Here is a 15288-nt window from a genome sequence, read left to right on the forward strand (position 1 = left end):
AACGATGGAACTTTGTCCCAATGTATTGATACATTGAGACAAAGTTCCATCCAGGGGGTCCACGTTGTCTCAACTCACCGCCACCGGCGTCGGGCTGGCCGTTTCCGCGGCCCTGCTCTATGTGGTGTTGCGCTTCTTCGTCGCCAACCCGGCCGCACGCGACAGCACCAAGGCCATCTCCAGCCACGCCTTGTGGACCGCTGCCATCGCCTTCCTCGCCACCGGCACGGCCGGGCTGGCCAACCTCTGGGCCAATCCGGACCCGAACTACCCCAGCGAAACCAGCGCCCCCGCGCTGGTCATGCACGCCGCGGCCCCCGGCATCTGGCTGGGCATCATCTACACCCTGGGCCAGTTCACCTGGCCACGGCACCTCAAGCCCGTGCGCTCGGCATCCCTGGAAGTCCGCAGCATCAAGACCGTCATTCCCAAGTTCCTGGCCGGGCTTCTCTTGGTGTGCACGGTGATCAGCAACGTGGCCATAGTTTTCGCCTGGAGCGACCCCGGCGCCCCGAGCCGGGTGGGTACCGAGTCGTTCAGCTCCTACGACCAGACCTACATCGACGGCGTGCCCGTGGACGAGGACGGCTATCCCGTGGATGAATACGGGAACCTCTTGGACGAGGAAGAGGCCGAAGAAGCAGCCGACCAGCCGTTCGTTCCCTCCATCACCGGCACCCGCCCCGGAACCGTCGTCGGCCCCTACCTGCTCGGCGGGCTGGCGCTGGTGCTGGCATCGGTCGCCGCAGTCACGGCCCTCGTGGTGCGCCGCCCGCCGCTGGACGCGCTGGATGACGAGGGCAACTCGGTGTTGCGCACCACCTGGATCAACAGGTTGCTGCGCACCGCGATCATCATCGTCGGCGGGTTCGGGGCCGCGTCCGTGACCTACATGGCCGAGTCCATGAGCGCCCGCGCAGAATGGGCCATTCCCGTGAGCGACCCCGGGGCTGGTTTCGACCTTGCTGTCCAGGACCAGACCAATGCCCTCAATATGACCACCACCTTGTGCATGCTGCTCTTGGTCATCATCGTGCTGGCCTGCCGGCCGCCGTCGCTGAACCATGTTTCGCCGGGCACCGCAACCCGCCTGACGGATTCCCCTTCCGCCGCCTACAGCACAGCGCGTGATTTCCTGTTGCTGGCCCAGTGCGCCTCGATCGTTGCCCTCGCGTTCCTGGGGATGCTTCCAGCCTGGACCACTGGTTACACCGAGAGCCAGACGTGGGAAGTGGTCAACGTCGACGGGCAGGGGGTGCAGAACCTCATCTCATCCAGCGGACCAACAAGGTTGGCCGAACTGTCGTCCTTCGCCATTTCCATGCTGATTGTCATTGTCGGGTACTTCCTCATCCAGGCGCTTGCCGCCTACGTCGTCTCCAACAGGCTGGGCAACGGCACCTCACTGGAGAAGCCTCGCACCGACTTACTGCCCCATTGGTTCACGGTGGTTCTGGCCGTTGCCCTCACCACGGCACTGGCGAGCATCGCAACGTTCCTGTTGAAGGGACTGCCGACCCTTGCCGCCGCGGCGTGGTGGATGCTGGGACTCCTGCTGCTGGCCGGATTGTCGGCCCTGACGCTGTTTCGAATGGCCGCAGGCCGCCCGGCACTGCGCGAAGTCGGCATCCGCGAGGACCATGATCTGCGCGTCGTCGTCGCCCACCGTGGAGCCCGCATGTTGGGTGGCGTCGCATTCTTCATCGCCGGCATCCTGGGCACCCCCAGATACTGGGTGCCGGCAAACGCGGTCCACGGACAAGGCATCGATCCGGAGCTCGACGCCTCCGGATTCCAGATCGTGTGCCTGATTCTCGGCGCAGTATTGTGCATCTTGCCTGCGGCCACGGCTTACCGGTCCCCCATGCCCAACACCAACGGCCTGAGCGTGAGCCAGCGTTGAGCGCACTTGTCACCGTCGATTTGCGCGACGCCACTCCCCCGTTTGAACAGATCCGCACACAGATCGCCTCGCTGATCGCCGTCGGCCGACTCGCCGACGGCTCGCGTCTGCCCACGGTGCGGTCCCTGGCTTCAGACCTTGGCGTGGCAACCGGCACTGTGGCCCGCGCCTACAAGGAACTCGAGGCGGCCGGACTCATCGAGAGCCGGCGGCGTCTCGGCACCGTAGTCACCCACCCCCCGGCCGGCGACGGCGAGACAAAGGCCGACCACGAGATCGAGCTCAGGATCTCCGAACTGGTAGCAGAGGCACGTACAGCGGGCATAGACGACGAGACACTGCTGGCCTTGGTCCGGGGCCGGCTGCGCGCCACCGACTAGCGCCAAGGCACGAAGTTGAAGGCCCCGGCGCACCGCGGGTTGCCGCGTTCATCTACAACAACCAGGCCGATGCCGCCACCATGGTGCCGTAGCGAACTGGGTTTGCCAGCGGCCGCACAGCCGGTGCCGCCACTCCCCGGGACCGGATCATCGCTTTGGCTTTCATGGTGATCATGAGCGCATTTCGCGTGTTCGTCACGCCAGTAGCCGGCTGATTCGCCGTGCCCGACTACACTTAGCAGGTGACGATTCAAACCCCATACGAAGACTTGCTGCGTGAAGTCCTGGCCCACGGCAACGCCAAGGGCGACCGGACCGGCACCGGCACCTTCAGTGTTTTTGGCCGCCAAATGCGCTTTGACCTGTCGGAATCCTTCCCGCTGATCACCACCAAGCGCGTCCATTTCAAGTCCGTGGCAGTGGAACTTTTGTGGTTCCTGCGCGGGGACTCGAACATCTCCTATCTTCAAGAGAACGGCGTGAAGATCTGGGACGAATGGGCGGATGCCGAGGGCGAACTCGGTCCGGTGTACGGCGTGCAGTGGCGCTCATGGCCCACGGCCGACGGCCGACACATCGACCAGATTTCGCAGGTCATGGATTCGCTGCGCGAGAACCCCGATTCCCGCCGCCACATCGTCTCGGCGTGGAACGTCTCGGAGATCGAGAACATGGCACTGCCGCCATGCCACGCCTTCTTCCAGTTCTACGTCGCCGACGGCAAGCTTTCCTGCCAGCTCTACCAGCGCAGCGCAGACATGTTCTTGGGCGTCCCCTTCAACATCGCCTCCTACGCATTGCTGACCCGCATGATGGCGGACCAGCTGGGCCTCCAGCCCGGCGAGTTCGTCTGGACCGGCGGCGACACCCACATCTACGCCAACCACCTGGAGCAGGTCAAGGAACAGCTCTCCCGCGAGCCGTACCCGTACCCGCAGCTGCGCATCACGCGCACCCCCGATTCAATCTTCGAATACACGGTCGACGACTTCGTCATCGAGGATTACCAACACCACCCGACGATTAAGGCCCCCATCGCCGTATGAGCAACCTGAATTCCAGCGCCGGACACCGCGCCGAGACCACCACCCCCGAACGACTCGGCATGATCTGGGCGGAGGCAGCAAACCGTGTCATCGGCTTGAACGGGAGCATGCCGTGGCACCTGCCCGAGGACATGGCCCATTTCAAGCGCACCACCCTTGGCCACCCGGTCATCATGGGCCGCAAGACCTGGGAATCGTTCCCGGAAAAGTTCCGCCCGCTGAGCAACCGCACCAACATCGTCATCACCCGTGATGCATCGACCCACGCCGCTCTGAGCGCCGCGGGTGCCACCCCCGTTTCCTCGCCGGAGGAAGCACTGGAGGTTGCGCGCGCCAGCGACGGCGCCGAGGAGATCTGGGTCATCGGCGGCGGGGAAATCTACACGGCACTGGCCACGAAGGCCAACCTGGCGATCGTCACCGTGATCAACGACAGCTTGAAGGGCGACACCATCGCCCCGGCATTGGACGCGGCCTGGACCATGGCCATGAGCGAGCCGGACACCGGATGGCTGAAGTCGGCCAACGGCACCGAATACCGCATCGAGGCATGGGAGCGCGCCGCGTGAAGGACAGCCTAAAGGCGCTGAAGACCCACCCCGAGGCACTTTTTGTCTTGGGCTACATGTTCTTCCCGCTCTTTGCCCTGATCTTTGCGGGCCTTGGCCTGTTCCTGATCCTGACCGGCTCCAAGATCATGGGCCTGGTCCTGCTGCTTACGCTGACCCAGGTCTTTGCCTTCAGTTCGCTCTGGGCCGTTGGTGCACGCAAGAAGTTGCTGGCCGAAGAAGACAAGAAGCCGTAACACCGGGGCCTTCGGGCCGCCGCACCATGAAGGCCGCCGTGCCCGAGGGATTTTTTCCCTTCGGGTGCGGCGTCCTTCGTTTGGTGACGTGGCATGTCCCGGCAGCGCACGCCCGGGCAACCCGCGCGGTGCCGCCCGTGTGGCGTAACCAACTCCCCAATCGCGGGCCCGAAGCCTTAAGATGGGTTCATGACTTCTTCCGTTGGCTTTGTCGGTTACCGCGGCATGGTTGGCTCTGTTCTGATGCAACGCATGCAGGACGAGGGCGACTTTGCGAATCTCGATCCCGTGTTCTTCTCCACCTCCAAGGCAGGTGCTGCTGCCCCGGCATTTGCCGAAGGCGCACCCGCGCTGCAGGATGCCTACGACCTGGACACCTTGGCCAAGCTGCCGATCATCGTCACGGCCCAGGGCGGGGACTACACCAAGGCCGTGCACGGCGACTTGCGTGCCCGCGGCTGGAACGGCCTGTGGATCGATGCCGCATCGACGCTGCGCATGAACGACGACTCGGTCATCGTGTTGGACCCGATCAACCGCAACGTCATCGACGCCTCGCTGGCCTCGGGGACCAAGGACTTCGTGGGCGGAAACTGCACCGTCTCCTGCATGCTCATGGGCTTGGGCGGGCTGTTCAAGAACGGCTTGGTCGAGTGGGGAACCGCAATGACCTACCAGGCCGCTTCCGGCGGCGGCGCCCGCCACATGCGCGAACTGCTCACCCAGTTCGGCACGATCAACGGCAATGTCTCCGTGGAACTCGACGATCCGGCCTCCGCGATCCTCGAGATCGACCGCAAGGTCCTGGCCACGCAGCGCGGCGGACTCGATGCAACCCAGTTCGGCGTGCCGCTGGCCGGTTCGCTGATCCCGTGGATCGACTCCGATCTGGGCAACGGCCAATCCAAGGAAGAGTGGAAGGCCGGGGTCGAAACCAACAAGATCCTTGGCAACACCGACGCCAACAAGGTCATCATGGACGGCCTGTGCGTGCGCATCGGCGCCATGCGCTCGCACTCCCAGGCCCTCACCCTCAAGCTCACCGAGGATCTTTCGGTGGCCGAGATCGAGAAGCTGTTGGCCGAGGACAACGAGTGGGCCAAGGTCGTTCCCAACACCAAGGACGCCACGGTTGACGCACTGACGCCGGTTGCCGCATCAGGCACCCTGGACATCCCGGTGGGACGCATCCGCAAGCTCGAGATGGGCCCGCAGTACATTTCGGCGTTCACCGTCGGCGACCAGCTGCTGTGGGGCGCCGCCGAGCCGCTGCGCCGCATGCTCGCGATCGCGCAGGGACGCCTCTAGCCCTTGGGCTGAATGGTTCAGCAAGTTCGATGCCGGGTTCCGGCGGCCTTTTGGCCGCGGAGCCCGGCATTTCTTGTTCGGTCTAGCCCTCGCGGAATTTCAGGTAGCCGTTCATGCGCGAATGCATCCGGCCCAGCATGCCCGCCGGCGACCCGGCCTCGAAGGGCACCGCAACCGTACGGGTTTCCCTGCCCTTGGTCTCCACCTGCCAGGTGCCGACGGTTTGCCCGCCGCTGACCAGCGTGCGGCGGAAGACCCCGTTGCCGCCCGGGGCGATGGCCTCCGAATGCTCCGGGGCGAGCGTGGCGGAGCGGTCCTTGTAGCCGAGCAGGAATTCGTCGAAGCCGGGCAGTGCTAGCACGCTGCGCGCCCCGGGGGCGTCGTCCCAGAGTGCATCGATTTCCTGCGCGAGATGGTAGGCACTGCCGCCGAGTTCGCGGGTGGCCAGTTCGTCGCCCAGGGCTTCCAGTGCAGCCCGCACGGGTGTCAGCCCGAGGCCCAGCCACCAGGCGCAGTCGGCAACCGTCGCCGGCCCGTGCGAGCGGAAATAACGCAGGACAATCTCCCGCAGGGCCAGTTCGGGGGTCTCGGCGGTTGTTTCGGGGACCGCGCCGGGCGACCACCGGCTGCTGGCCATGAACAACTGGCGCGTTCCGGACCCGGGTTCCATGCGGCCCTGCACGATCTGCCCGCCCAGGCTCAGCGCCACCAGCAGGTGGTAGCCGCGCTGCCCGGAAACATCCGATCCGGCGGCGGAGATTGCCTCCATCAACTCGGAGCGGCTTGCCCCCGCCGTGCCGCAGCGCTCCACGACCACCGGCAGCAGTGATTCGAGTTCCGCCTCGGTGATGTTTTCACTCCGCCAGGTGCCCGCCGCCAGTGCCTTGATGCGCGGCCCGGTGACAAGCAGCAATCGGTGGAGCAGCCGTGGATCCAGGAACATGAGGGTTCCGCGGGCACCCCAGGAACGTACGATGCCACCGGACTCGAGTGCCGCATGGACCTCGGCCATGGTGCTTCCGGGCAGCCGCACGCCCAGCGCCCAACACGCCTGGGCGAGGTCCTGGGCCTGCACCATGCCCAGGCGGGAGACAACCATCTCCGGTGTGGTTGCCGCGTCCATTCCCGGAACCGCCTTCGGGAGCAGGCCCTGTGCGGCCAGTCGCAGCCGTGCCACACGGAGCTTGTCGCTGCGTGTCATCGGGGCAGGTGCGGTGGCCATGGTCGGTCTCCCGGGTTGTTGGAGGCTGCAGCTGTTAGAGGCTGCAGCCGATCAGCAGCGGTTCGTTGTGCAATTCGATGCCGAAGCGTTCCTTGACGCCGGCGCGCACGGCCCGGGCGATGGCCAGGATGTCCTCGCTGCCCGCTCCCCCGCGGTTGGTGATCGCGAGCGTGTGCTTGGAGGACAGCGAGGCGCGGCCTCCCGCCACGGCTTCGCCCGCGGTGCCGGGCAGGCCGTAGCCCTTGCCGAAGCCGGCGCGGTCGATCAGCCATGCCGCGGAGAGCTTGACCTTGCCCGGCTCGGCGGCCGGGAAGTTCGGGGCGCCCTCCGGCAGCGTTTCCAGCACGGAGGCGTTGACGATCGGGTTGGTGAAGAAGGACCCCGTCGAGTAGGTGTCGCGGTCGGATGGATCGAACACCATGCCCTTGGAGGCGCGCAGTTCCAGCACCTTGCTGCGCACCGCTCCGGAGCCGGTCCGCTCGCCCGCCTGGACGCCGAGCGAGTTCGCCAGTTCCTTGTAGCGCACGGGTGCGGAGTCGGGGCGGCGTTCGAGTGCGAAGCTGACCGAGAGCACCACGAATTCCGGGGACCCCTCGTTCGTGGTGCGCTTGAGCAGCGAGTCCCGGTAGCCAAAGCCCAGGCCCGCATTGCCAAGGACAGTGGTGCGGCCGGTGGAACGCTCGAACACGCGGACCTCCAAAAGGCTGTGGGCCACTTCCGCCCCGTAGGCGCCCACGTTCTGCACCGGGGTCGCGCCGGCCGAGCCGGGGATGCCGGAGAGCGCCTCGAGGCCGCTGAGCCCGGCGGCCAGGGTCTGCGCGACCGCGTTGTCCCAGGGGTGGCCCGCGGCGATGTCCACGCGGATGCGCCCGTCGCCCAGTTCCCCGGCGATTTCCACGCCGTGGGATTCGATGTGCAGCACCGTTCCGTCGTAGCCGGCATCGTCGACCACCAGGTTGGACCCGCCGGCGATGATCAACAGGCGCTCCCCGCGGGCGTCGGCCCCGGAAACCGCCGCAATGATCTCTTCCTCGGTGGTGGCGCGCACCAGGGTGCGGGCCGGGCCGCCGACGCCGGTGGTGGTCATCTGGGAGAGCAACGGGGAGTTCACTGTTTCTTGCGCCTGTTCTGGGAATGCCTGCCGGCGCGGATGCCGGCGGTCTGGAGATCGGGTGGTGATGGGATCCGGGGCCGTGCCGGGAGCGGCCGGCAGCGGCCGGCAGCGGCCGGCAGCGGGATTTACTCTTTGATGGTAGCCGCGCCGACGGACGTTTGCCCGTCGGGCTCCGTTTCCGGCTCGGGCTTTTGTTCAGGGGTGGACTTGCGTTCCGGCGTGGATTCTTGTTCCGGAGTCGTCTTGTGTACCGGGGCCGTGGCGCCGGCCAGCACGAAGGACATAACCACCAGCACCCCCACGGATGCCAGGGCATTGAGCAGCCCGATGCGGTCTGCCAGCAGGCCCAGCAGCGGGGGCCCGCCCAGGAACGCGCCGTAGCCGATGGTCGAGACCACCGAGACGCGCGCCGCGGCCCGCATGGGGTCGTCGGACGCCGCGGTCATCGCGATCGGGAAGCTCAGCGCCACGCCCAGGCCCCACAGCACCAGCGCGGCCATCGCCACCTGGATCGAGGGACCGAAGACGAAGAGCAGCAGTCCGGCCAGCGCGCTTGCGGCCGAGACCCGCATGACAAGGACCCGCCCGAAGCGGTCCAGGGCGCGGCCGCCGAGCATCCGCGCCGTGGTCATCGCGGTCACGAACACCCCGTAGCCCAGGGCCCCGACGGTGTTGGCCGAACCGTAGCCGTCGGAGAGTGCGAGGGCCACCCAGTCGCCCGCGGCGCCCTCGGCCAGCGCCATGCCGAGCACCAGCAGACCCAGGACCAGGGTGCGGGGTTCGCGCCAGGCCGCGGCCAGCAGCGCCTTGTTGGAGGGTCCGCTGCCGGTGCTTGTGGCATCGGGCCCGAAGGTTCGGGCGCCTCCGTGGACCAGCAGGAGAACGACCAGCGCCATGAGCCCGAAGTGCCAGGCGATCGACAGGTGGGTTGCCGCGCCGATCGCCCCGGCGGCCGCACCGACCACCGTTCCCACGGAAAAGAAGCCGTGCAGCGCGGGCATGATGCCCTTGCCCAGCGCCCGCTCCATAGCCGCGCCCTGGACGTTGGAGGCGACGTTCCAGCTTGCCGTTCCCATGCCCTGGAGCGCCAGCGCCAGCCCGGTCAGGGCCACGGAGCCGAAGACCGCCGAGCCGATGCCGACCCCGGCCATGGCCAGCGACGCGAGCGTCGCGCCAAGCACCAGGGTGCGCTTGGATCCCAGCCTCATCACGATGAAGCCGGAGGCGGAGACGGACAGGAAGGAGCCCGCGGTCATGCACAACAGCAGCAGGCCGACCTCCCCGTGGCTCAGCCCCAGCGCGTCGCGCACCGAGGGCAGCCTGGCCACCAGCGTGGAGATGACAAGCCCGGAGGCGAAGTACGTGGCGATGACGCCATTGCGCCAGGGCAGCACCTCGGGGTTGGCCACGGCCTTCACAGGCCGGGGTCTGGCCGTGCGGCCCGCCATGGCGCCGCGCCGGGGTTCGTTGCTCAGAATTGCACCAGAGCCTGCGCCTTGACCAGCACCTTGGTTCCCTCGAGCGTGACCGTCAGGTCCACCCGCGCGGTGCGGGCTTCCTCGTCCAGCGCACCGATCGCGCCGCTGATCTCGACGGCGGTGCCCGCGTGCTCGCTCGGGTTGCTGCCGGCCGGGTCGGCCACCGGCACCGGCTTGGTGAAACGGGTCTGGTAATCGATGACCGCGCCGGGGTTGCCCACCCAGTTGCTGACCAGCTGCACGGCCGAGCCCATGGTGAACATGCCGTGGGCGATGACGCCCGGCAGCCCGACCTCGGTCGCAAAGCGTTCGTTCCAGTGGATGGGGTTGAAGTCCCCCGACGCGCCCGCGTAGCGCACCAGGTCCGCGCGGTTCACGTGGATGGTGGTGGAACCGATGTCCATGCCCTTTTCAAGGGTTGCAAAGTCGATCATTACTGGTCCTCTCCGCGTACCAGAAGGGAGGAAACCGTCGTTGCGACCTTGTCGCCGGCGGTTGTGGTGATTTCCGAACGGGTGGTGATCATCGCCCCGCCGCCCATGGCACGGACCGTGTCGACGTGCAGTTCGGCGAGCAGTTCGTCACCCGCGACGATCGGGCGGTGGTGGGTGAAACGCTGGTCGGCGTGCACCACGCGGGAGAAATCGATGCCGCTGGCCGGGTCGGCGATCAGCTGCGCGTCGGCGCGCTGGGCGACGATGATGGCAAATGTCGGCGGGGCCAGCAGGTCGGCATGGCCAAGCTCGGCCGCGGCCGCCAGCTCGAAGTGGGCCGGGTGGGTTGCCTTGACGGCTGCGGCGAATTCGCGGATCTTCTCGCGGCCTACCACGTAGGGATCCTGGGCCGGGTAAACGCGTCCGGCCAACTCGGGATTGATGCTCATCGGATATTTCTCTCCTGGGCAGGGGTTTGGGAAACGGGGGGGGTAATGCGGGTGGGGTGCTAGGACTTCTTCTTGCGTTCACGCCTGGGGCGGGAGGCCGGGACAATTCCCTGGGAGACACGCCAGGCCTTTGCATCGCGGGCGCGCACCACCATGCCGGCGATGTGGGTCAGCAGTCCGACACCGATGATGCCGATGGCCGTGTACATCAGCGGCAGGTTTTTCATGTTGGCACCAATGATTGCCAGGATTATGCCGGTTCCCGAGATGATCATCGACCCGAAGGCCAGTTTCTTGTAGAGTCCGGAAGAGGCTTCCCAGGGAGTATTGGTCATGGGTCAATCCTAATTCAGATGCGCGGGCGGAAATCAGAACAATGCCGACTGGATCGCCGGGGATTCCGTCACGTATTGCCCGAGCACGACTTTCCTGCCCTTGAGCATGGATGCGTCGGCGACGAAGAGATCGGGAGCGTTCCCCAGCCGCACGCCCAGCCCCTGGCCCAGGACAGCCGCCACGGTGAAGCCGTGCTCGCCGCCGGCCAAGTCGGCCGGATAGGGCTGCAGTTCGTTGGCATCCCAGCCCTCCAGCAGGGCTGCCGCCTGTGCCGGGGCGGCCCATTGCTCGTCGACGACCCGGAAGGTTTCATCGCCGGCGATCGGCAACGTGGCCAGGAACTCCCTCACCCGCGATGCCCTCTCGCTGGTGAGGGAGTCCAACGCGGCGCAGCTGGTGCGGGAGTCGAGCAGGCCGCGCACCTTCGATTGCGCACGCACCTGCTGCGTGAAGCCCAATTCCCTGGTCACCAGGTCTTCCAGGATGCGTACCTGTGCGCCATCCGCCGCCAGGCCGACATAGCGGGCGCTGACGGCCCCCTGCTCGGCCAGCCTGCGCCACTTGCTGGGGTTCGCCGCGGTGCCGATCTTGCTGACCCCGTGCGCGAAGGATGCGATGTACAGCCAGTGTTCCTGCATCAGGTAGTCCCGCAGCCCGGCGCCGGCGCGCCCCGAGCGGTGGAAGTCGTGCATCGCCCGCGACTGGTCGGCCGCCTCGCAGGACTCGCACTGGGTTCCGCGCGCCACCCTGGCACCCGTCGGACAAGGAACCTGCGTGCGGTGCGTCCGGTCCTGGATCAGCTGGTGGCCAAGGCACCAACGCCCGGACAGCACGCCAAAGCCGAGCTCGACGCCGCTGTCCAGGGAAATGTTGCGGGCAGCATCGTTTTCATCCCGCAGGGACAGCGAGGGGGTTCCGGGTTCGGCCGGCCAGAGAACTCCCCGGCACAGCAACACGTGGTCCTGCATTTAGTTGTGCAGCGCCCCGGCCACCGCGGCGGTCGCGTGCAACCATGCCCGGCGGGTGGTGGGACGCATCCCGTCGAAGCGGACCTGCCCCTTCACCAAGGCCGCGTCATACGGGACCGTCACCACGGAGCGGGCCAGGCGGCGGAACCCGTGGGCGATCCGGTTTAGCTGGTCGCTGTTTCCCTGCGGTTGGTGCTGGGAAACGATCACCACGGCGTTCTTCGCCAGCTCCGCGTAGTGTCCCCCGCGCTTGGCCAGGGCCTCGAGCAGCAGGGCGCCGGCCTCCGCGTGTTCCTCCACCGTGGTGCTGGCGATGACCAGCTGGTCGGTGTGGTCGATCATGCGCATCCAGCGCTCGGCCGATTCGTCGTTGCCGGAATCGACGATGGTCAGGGAAAAGAAGCGCGAGACGATCTCATGCATGACATCGAAATCGGCCGCATTCACGTGCTGCTCCGAGGCAAGCAACGTCGGGTCGGTGCGCAGCACGCTGTAGCAGTCCTCGGGCTGGTAGTGCACGTAGTCGTGGATGATCGGGTCCCCGACCCGGGTGTCCTTGAGCTTGCCGGCCGAGGCCAGCAGATCCATCGAATGCCGCGAGTGCGGACCCTGGACGGTGCGCCAGCCCAGGGTTCCACGCGTGCCGTTGTTGTCCCAGACCAAGACCGGGTCTCCGCTGTTACGGCCGAAAACAGCTGAGAGCAGAACAGCAGTCGGCGTCTTGTTGGCACCGCCCTTGCCGTTCACCACGGAGATGGTCTTTGACTCGTCCAGCCGGGTTCCCACCGTCCGGCGCCAATTGCGCTCCTCGACTTCCTGGGCCGATGGTTCCATGTTGAAGCCCATGCGCGAAAGGAACCCGCGGAACCCGCGTTCGGCACGGAACGACGTCTCGTCTTCCGGGCGCAGGAAGGTGTCCCGCTCCCCTGCCCCGGGATTCAATTCCCGGAATGCCTGGCGCCGCCCATCCGCGGTGGAGAGGTCTTCAAACTTCTCGGAACCGGCTGTCTCTTCCGCGGCGGTGGCCGCGGCGTTCTTTACGCCGCCAGCGGCGGGCGTCGGTTCGGATGCGGCGGGCTTGGCCACCGCAGGAGCCAGCTGCGCCACGGACGATGCAGCCTTGGCTGGCGACGCGGGGGCGGTCTTCACCGGTACGGATTCAACCTGGGCCTGTTTCTTCTGCTTGCCGGCGGCCTTGGAACCATTGCTGTGGGCCTCGAAGGGCCTGGCATCATTCGCCGCCGGCTGCACCCGCGTGTTGCTGCCGGCCGGGTCCGCGGGCCTTGGCGTCGAGGGGACCGAAGCCATGGCTTTCGCGTTGCTTGGTTTTGCGGTTTCCTGCACCGCCGCAACCCGGGAGGTCACCGGCGCAGTCGGCTTGGCCGTCTGCTGCGGGGACGTAGCGCCAGGCTTGGCGGATCCCATCGTTGCCTTGTCTGCCTTCTTGACGTCCTTGACGTTCCTGGCCGGCCTTGTCTCGGCAGAAGATGACCCGGTCTTGGCACTTGGAGCGCTCTTTTTAGTTGCCGGCGCGGCGGGCGCCACAGGCTTCTGCGACGTGGCGGCAGCGGGCTTGCGGGTCTCTTGGCGTTTCGATTCCGGAATCGAATCAAATTCATCCCGCTGTGCCGAAACCCCTGGTGCTTTCTTGTCCGCAGCGCCTTCTTGGCTCCCCGAATCCTGTTGCTCCTGGCGCGCACGTCGAAGCGAGGCGCGGGTAGGGAACTCTTGGTTGAAGTCGGCCTTGGGCATGCGCTTGGTCCTCTCATAAAGGTTCATGGTCATCACGAGCGCTTACTCTCATTGGCCCTTCATAGAGCTACAAGGCACCTATGACCACAGATTTCGCACTCCTTCCATCATATCGGGGAGCCCCCTCCAAGTGGCAGATTGGCCCCGGCATGGCTCTTCCGGGTGCCGGAGTATGAATTGAATTCGCCGATGGCTAGCCTTGTTAGTGACCAACTACGTGGCATGAACCACACGGGGCATTCAACGAACAGGACCGCTCTTGGATTTATTCACCACAGCCATGGATGCGCTGAGCACGTTCATTCTCTCGGCTGCGGGACACCCGCTGTCCTACCTGATGATTTTCCTGTTCTGCGCGATCGACGGCTTCTTTCCCCCGGTCCCCAGTGAATCGCTGGTCGTGGCATTGGCTTCCCTGATACCAAGCAGGGGCATGCCCAATCCATGGCTTCTGGGCCTCATGGCCGGATTGGGCGCGTTCGTGGGCGACAACGTCGCCTACCTGATCGGCAGGGCCATCGGAACCGACAGGTTTGCGTGGATGCGCCGAAAACGGCTTCAACACGCCTTCGCGTGGGCAGGCTACGAACTGCGACTCCGGCCAGTGTCACTGATTTTGGTGGCGCGCTTCGTGCCGATCGGCCGGGTTGCGGTGAATCTGGTTGCCGGAGCCACCCGCTACTCGCATCGTAAGTTCCTGATTCTCACCTGTTTTTCCAGTGTTGGCTGGGCTTCGTATTCGGTGCTGATCGGGGTGCTGGCGGGCCAGTGGTTCCAGGAGTACCACCTCTTGGGCATGGTGGTTGCGGTGGCGGTTGCGCTGGGCTTGGGAATCATGATCGACCGCGTTGTCGCCCGGATCAGCGGAAACACTTCGCTTCGAAAGTAGGCCAACCGGAGGATCCGGGTACTCCGGACAACAAAAAACCGCTGTACAACCCATTGAAATGGGTTGTACAGCGGTTTTCATCCCTGAGCCCCCCACCGGAATCGATCCGGTGACCTCGTTCTTACCAAGAACGCGCTCTACCACTGAGCTAGGGGGGCAACGAAGAAATACTCTACCCAACAACCGCCCCGAATTGCACATCGAAAGCGCCGAAAGTGACGAAGATCGCAATTTGCTCGTGGAAGTCGGGTGTTTGCGATGCCCCTCACCGGGCTACTGCTCCTTGCGCCCGGACGCGGTATTGAACCGACAGGGTGCCACCGGCGGGCGTTGTGTATGGTTTCGCGCAGCGCCCGCCGGAACCGGGTTAGCTTTCGCTTGCTTTTCTTCGTCCTGCCTTGAGCAGTTCCAATCCAATCGGAATCACCGAAATAAGCACGATGACAACGAAGATCACGTCGATGTTGTTGCCGACCCATTCATACTGCCCCAGCCAATAGCCGAGCAGCGTCACACCCACGCCCCAGAGCAAGGCACCGAGCAAGTTGTAGAGGGCGAAGACCCTGTAGCTCATGTGGGCGACACCCGCGATGACCGGCACAAAGGTCCTGACGATGGGCACGAAACGGGCAAGAACCACTGCCCTGCCGCCGAAGCGCTCAAAGAATGCGTGGGCCTTTTCAACGTGTTCCTGGCGGAAGAACCGCGAATCCGGCCGCTTGAAAATTGCGGGCCCCGCCTTGCGCCCGATGAGATAGCCGGTTTGGTCCCCCAGGAACGCGGCGATGAAGATCAGGAGGGCAAAAGCCGGAAGGCTGACGTCCAGTGCACCGGTGGCGACCAAGAGGCCCGCAGTAAAGAGCATGGAATCTCCCGGCAGGAAGAAACCCACCAGCAGACCGGTCTCGGCAAACACGATGCCGCAAACCAGCAAGATTACCCACGGGCCAAGGGCCGGATCCCTCAGGAAAACGTCGGGATTCAACCAGTCCGGAAGGAAGCTCGAGGTTGCGGGCCTCACCGAGACGGCGGCCAGCGACGCATGCACGTTCGAAAAAGAAATCACTTCCCAACACTATGGCAACGGTCAGCGGCAGGGCGTCGCATCCGCCTTTCGAGGCGCGATCTCCCAGCGGATTCACGGCCAACGCGCCGGACCAAGGGCCGTCATCTGCAAGGGACCGTGCCGGTGCAAGCGCGAGGG

The 15288-nt window shown here is 65.7% G+C and carries 16 protein-coding genes and 1 tRNA gene; 7 read left to right on the forward strand and 10 right to left on the reverse strand.

The window, feature by feature from the left end:
* Positions 1 to 64: 64 nt before the first annotated feature.
* From JOF47_RS12160 to asd, 6 genes are all read left to right on the forward strand, one after another.
* Positions 65 to 1903 carry a hypothetical protein gene (locus JOF47_RS12160; protein ID WP_209998618.1) on the forward strand — a complete coding sequence of 613 codons (1839 nt, stop codon included), beginning with the start codon at positions 65 to 67 and terminating at the stop codon, positions 1901 to 1903.
* Positions 1900 to 2283 (forward strand): GntR family transcriptional regulator, encoded by a 384-nt coding sequence (locus JOF47_RS12165; RefSeq protein WP_209998620.1) that lies wholly within the window; start codon positions 1900 to 1902, stop codon positions 2281 to 2283. Before JOF47_RS12160 ends, JOF47_RS12165 begins: the two co-directional genes overlap by 4 nt.
* 242 nt (positions 2284 to 2525) lie before the next feature.
* Complete coding sequence (locus tag JOF47_RS12170; RefSeq protein ID WP_209998623.1) at positions 2526 to 3329, forward strand: thymidylate synthase; 804 nt, start codon at positions 2526 to 2528, stop codon at positions 3327 to 3329.
* Positions 3326 to 3898 (forward strand): dihydrofolate reductase, encoded by a 573-nt coding sequence (locus JOF47_RS12175; RefSeq protein ID WP_209998624.1) that lies wholly within the window; start codon positions 3326 to 3328, stop codon positions 3896 to 3898. Before JOF47_RS12170 ends, JOF47_RS12175 begins: the two co-directional genes overlap by 4 nt.
* Positions 3895 to 4134 carry an NF038396 family protein gene (locus JOF47_RS12180; RefSeq protein ID WP_342592764.1) on the forward strand — a complete coding sequence of 80 codons (240 nt, stop codon included), beginning with the start codon at positions 3895 to 3897 and terminating at the stop codon, positions 4132 to 4134. The genes JOF47_RS12175 and JOF47_RS12180 overlap by 4 nt, the downstream gene beginning before the upstream one ends.
* A 189-nt stretch (positions 4135 to 4323) precedes the next feature.
* The gene (asd, locus tag JOF47_RS12185; protein WP_209998626.1) at positions 4324 to 5442 is read left to right on the forward strand and encodes an aspartate-semialdehyde dehydrogenase; all 1119 of its coding nucleotides are present in this window, start codon (positions 4324 to 4326) and stop codon (positions 5440 to 5442) included.
* 82 nt (positions 5443 to 5524) lie between these two features.
* Here the strand turns inward: asd and JOF47_RS12190 are convergent, their stop codons facing one another.
* The 8 genes from JOF47_RS12190 to JOF47_RS12225 all read right to left on the reverse strand — a co-directional run bounded on the left by JOF47_RS12190 (position 5525) and on the right by JOF47_RS12225 (position 13231).
* Positions 5525 to 6664 carry a winged helix DNA-binding domain-containing protein gene (locus tag JOF47_RS12190; protein ID WP_209998628.1) on the reverse strand — a complete coding sequence of 380 codons (1140 nt, stop codon included), beginning with the start codon at positions 6662 to 6664 and terminating at the stop codon, positions 5525 to 5527.
* 34 nt (positions 6665 to 6698) lie between these two features.
* Positions 6699 to 7775: a UDP-N-acetylmuramate dehydrogenase gene (locus JOF47_RS12195; RefSeq protein ID WP_209998631.1), complete on the reverse strand. Its 1077-nt coding sequence runs from the start codon at positions 7773 to 7775 to the stop codon at positions 6699 to 6701.
* Between the two features lie 128 nt (positions 7776 to 7903).
* Positions 7904 to 9226: an MFS transporter gene (locus tag JOF47_RS12200; protein ID WP_209998632.1), complete on the reverse strand. Its 1323-nt coding sequence runs from the start codon at positions 9224 to 9226 to the stop codon at positions 7904 to 7906.
* Between the two features lie 23 nt (positions 9227 to 9249).
* Complete coding sequence (locus tag JOF47_RS12205) at positions 9250 to 9690, reverse strand: MaoC family dehydratase (RefSeq protein ID WP_209998634.1); 441 nt, start codon at positions 9688 to 9690, stop codon at positions 9250 to 9252.
* Positions 9690 to 10139 (reverse strand): FAS1-like dehydratase domain-containing protein, encoded by a 450-nt coding sequence (locus JOF47_RS12210; protein ID WP_209998636.1) that lies wholly within the window; start codon positions 10137 to 10139, stop codon positions 9690 to 9692. Before JOF47_RS12210 ends, JOF47_RS12205 begins: the two co-directional genes overlap by 1 nt.
* A gap of 59 nt (positions 10140 to 10198) precedes the next feature.
* Positions 10199 to 10474, reverse strand: a complete 276-nt coding sequence (locus tag JOF47_RS12215; RefSeq protein WP_209998638.1) for a hypothetical protein — start codon at positions 10472 to 10474, stop codon at positions 10199 to 10201.
* 33 nt (positions 10475 to 10507) lie between these two features.
* Positions 10508 to 11443 carry a DUF2797 domain-containing protein gene (locus JOF47_RS12220; RefSeq protein WP_209998640.1) on the reverse strand — a complete coding sequence of 312 codons (936 nt, stop codon included), beginning with the start codon at positions 11441 to 11443 and terminating at the stop codon, positions 10508 to 10510.
* Positions 11444 to 13231, reverse strand: coding sequence for a hypothetical protein (locus JOF47_RS12225; RefSeq protein ID WP_209998642.1), 1788 nt, complete (start codon positions 13229 to 13231; stop codon positions 11444 to 11446).
* A gap of 244 nt (positions 13232 to 13475) precedes the next feature.
* Here JOF47_RS12225 and JOF47_RS12230 point away from each other — a divergent pair, with 244 nt between their 5' ends.
* Complete coding sequence (locus JOF47_RS12230; RefSeq protein ID WP_210001611.1) at positions 13476 to 14084, forward strand: DedA family protein; 609 nt, start codon at positions 13476 to 13478, stop codon at positions 14082 to 14084.
* An 86-nt stretch (positions 14085 to 14170) separates the two neighbouring features.
* On the opposite strand, the gene JOF47_RS12235 is transcribed toward JOF47_RS12230, so the two are convergent.
* Positions 14171 to 14242, reverse strand: a tRNA-Thr gene (locus JOF47_RS12235).
* 209 nt (positions 14243 to 14451) lie between these two features.
* Positions 14452 to 15147, reverse strand: a complete 696-nt coding sequence (locus tag JOF47_RS12240; protein WP_210001613.1) for a VTT domain-containing protein — start codon at positions 15145 to 15147, stop codon at positions 14452 to 14454.
* Positions 15148 to 15288: the final 141 nt, after the last annotated feature.

Source organism: Paeniglutamicibacter kerguelensis (genome assembly GCF_017876535.1).
GTDB lineage: Bacteria > Actinomycetota > Actinomycetes > Actinomycetales > Micrococcaceae > Paeniglutamicibacter > Paeniglutamicibacter kerguelensis.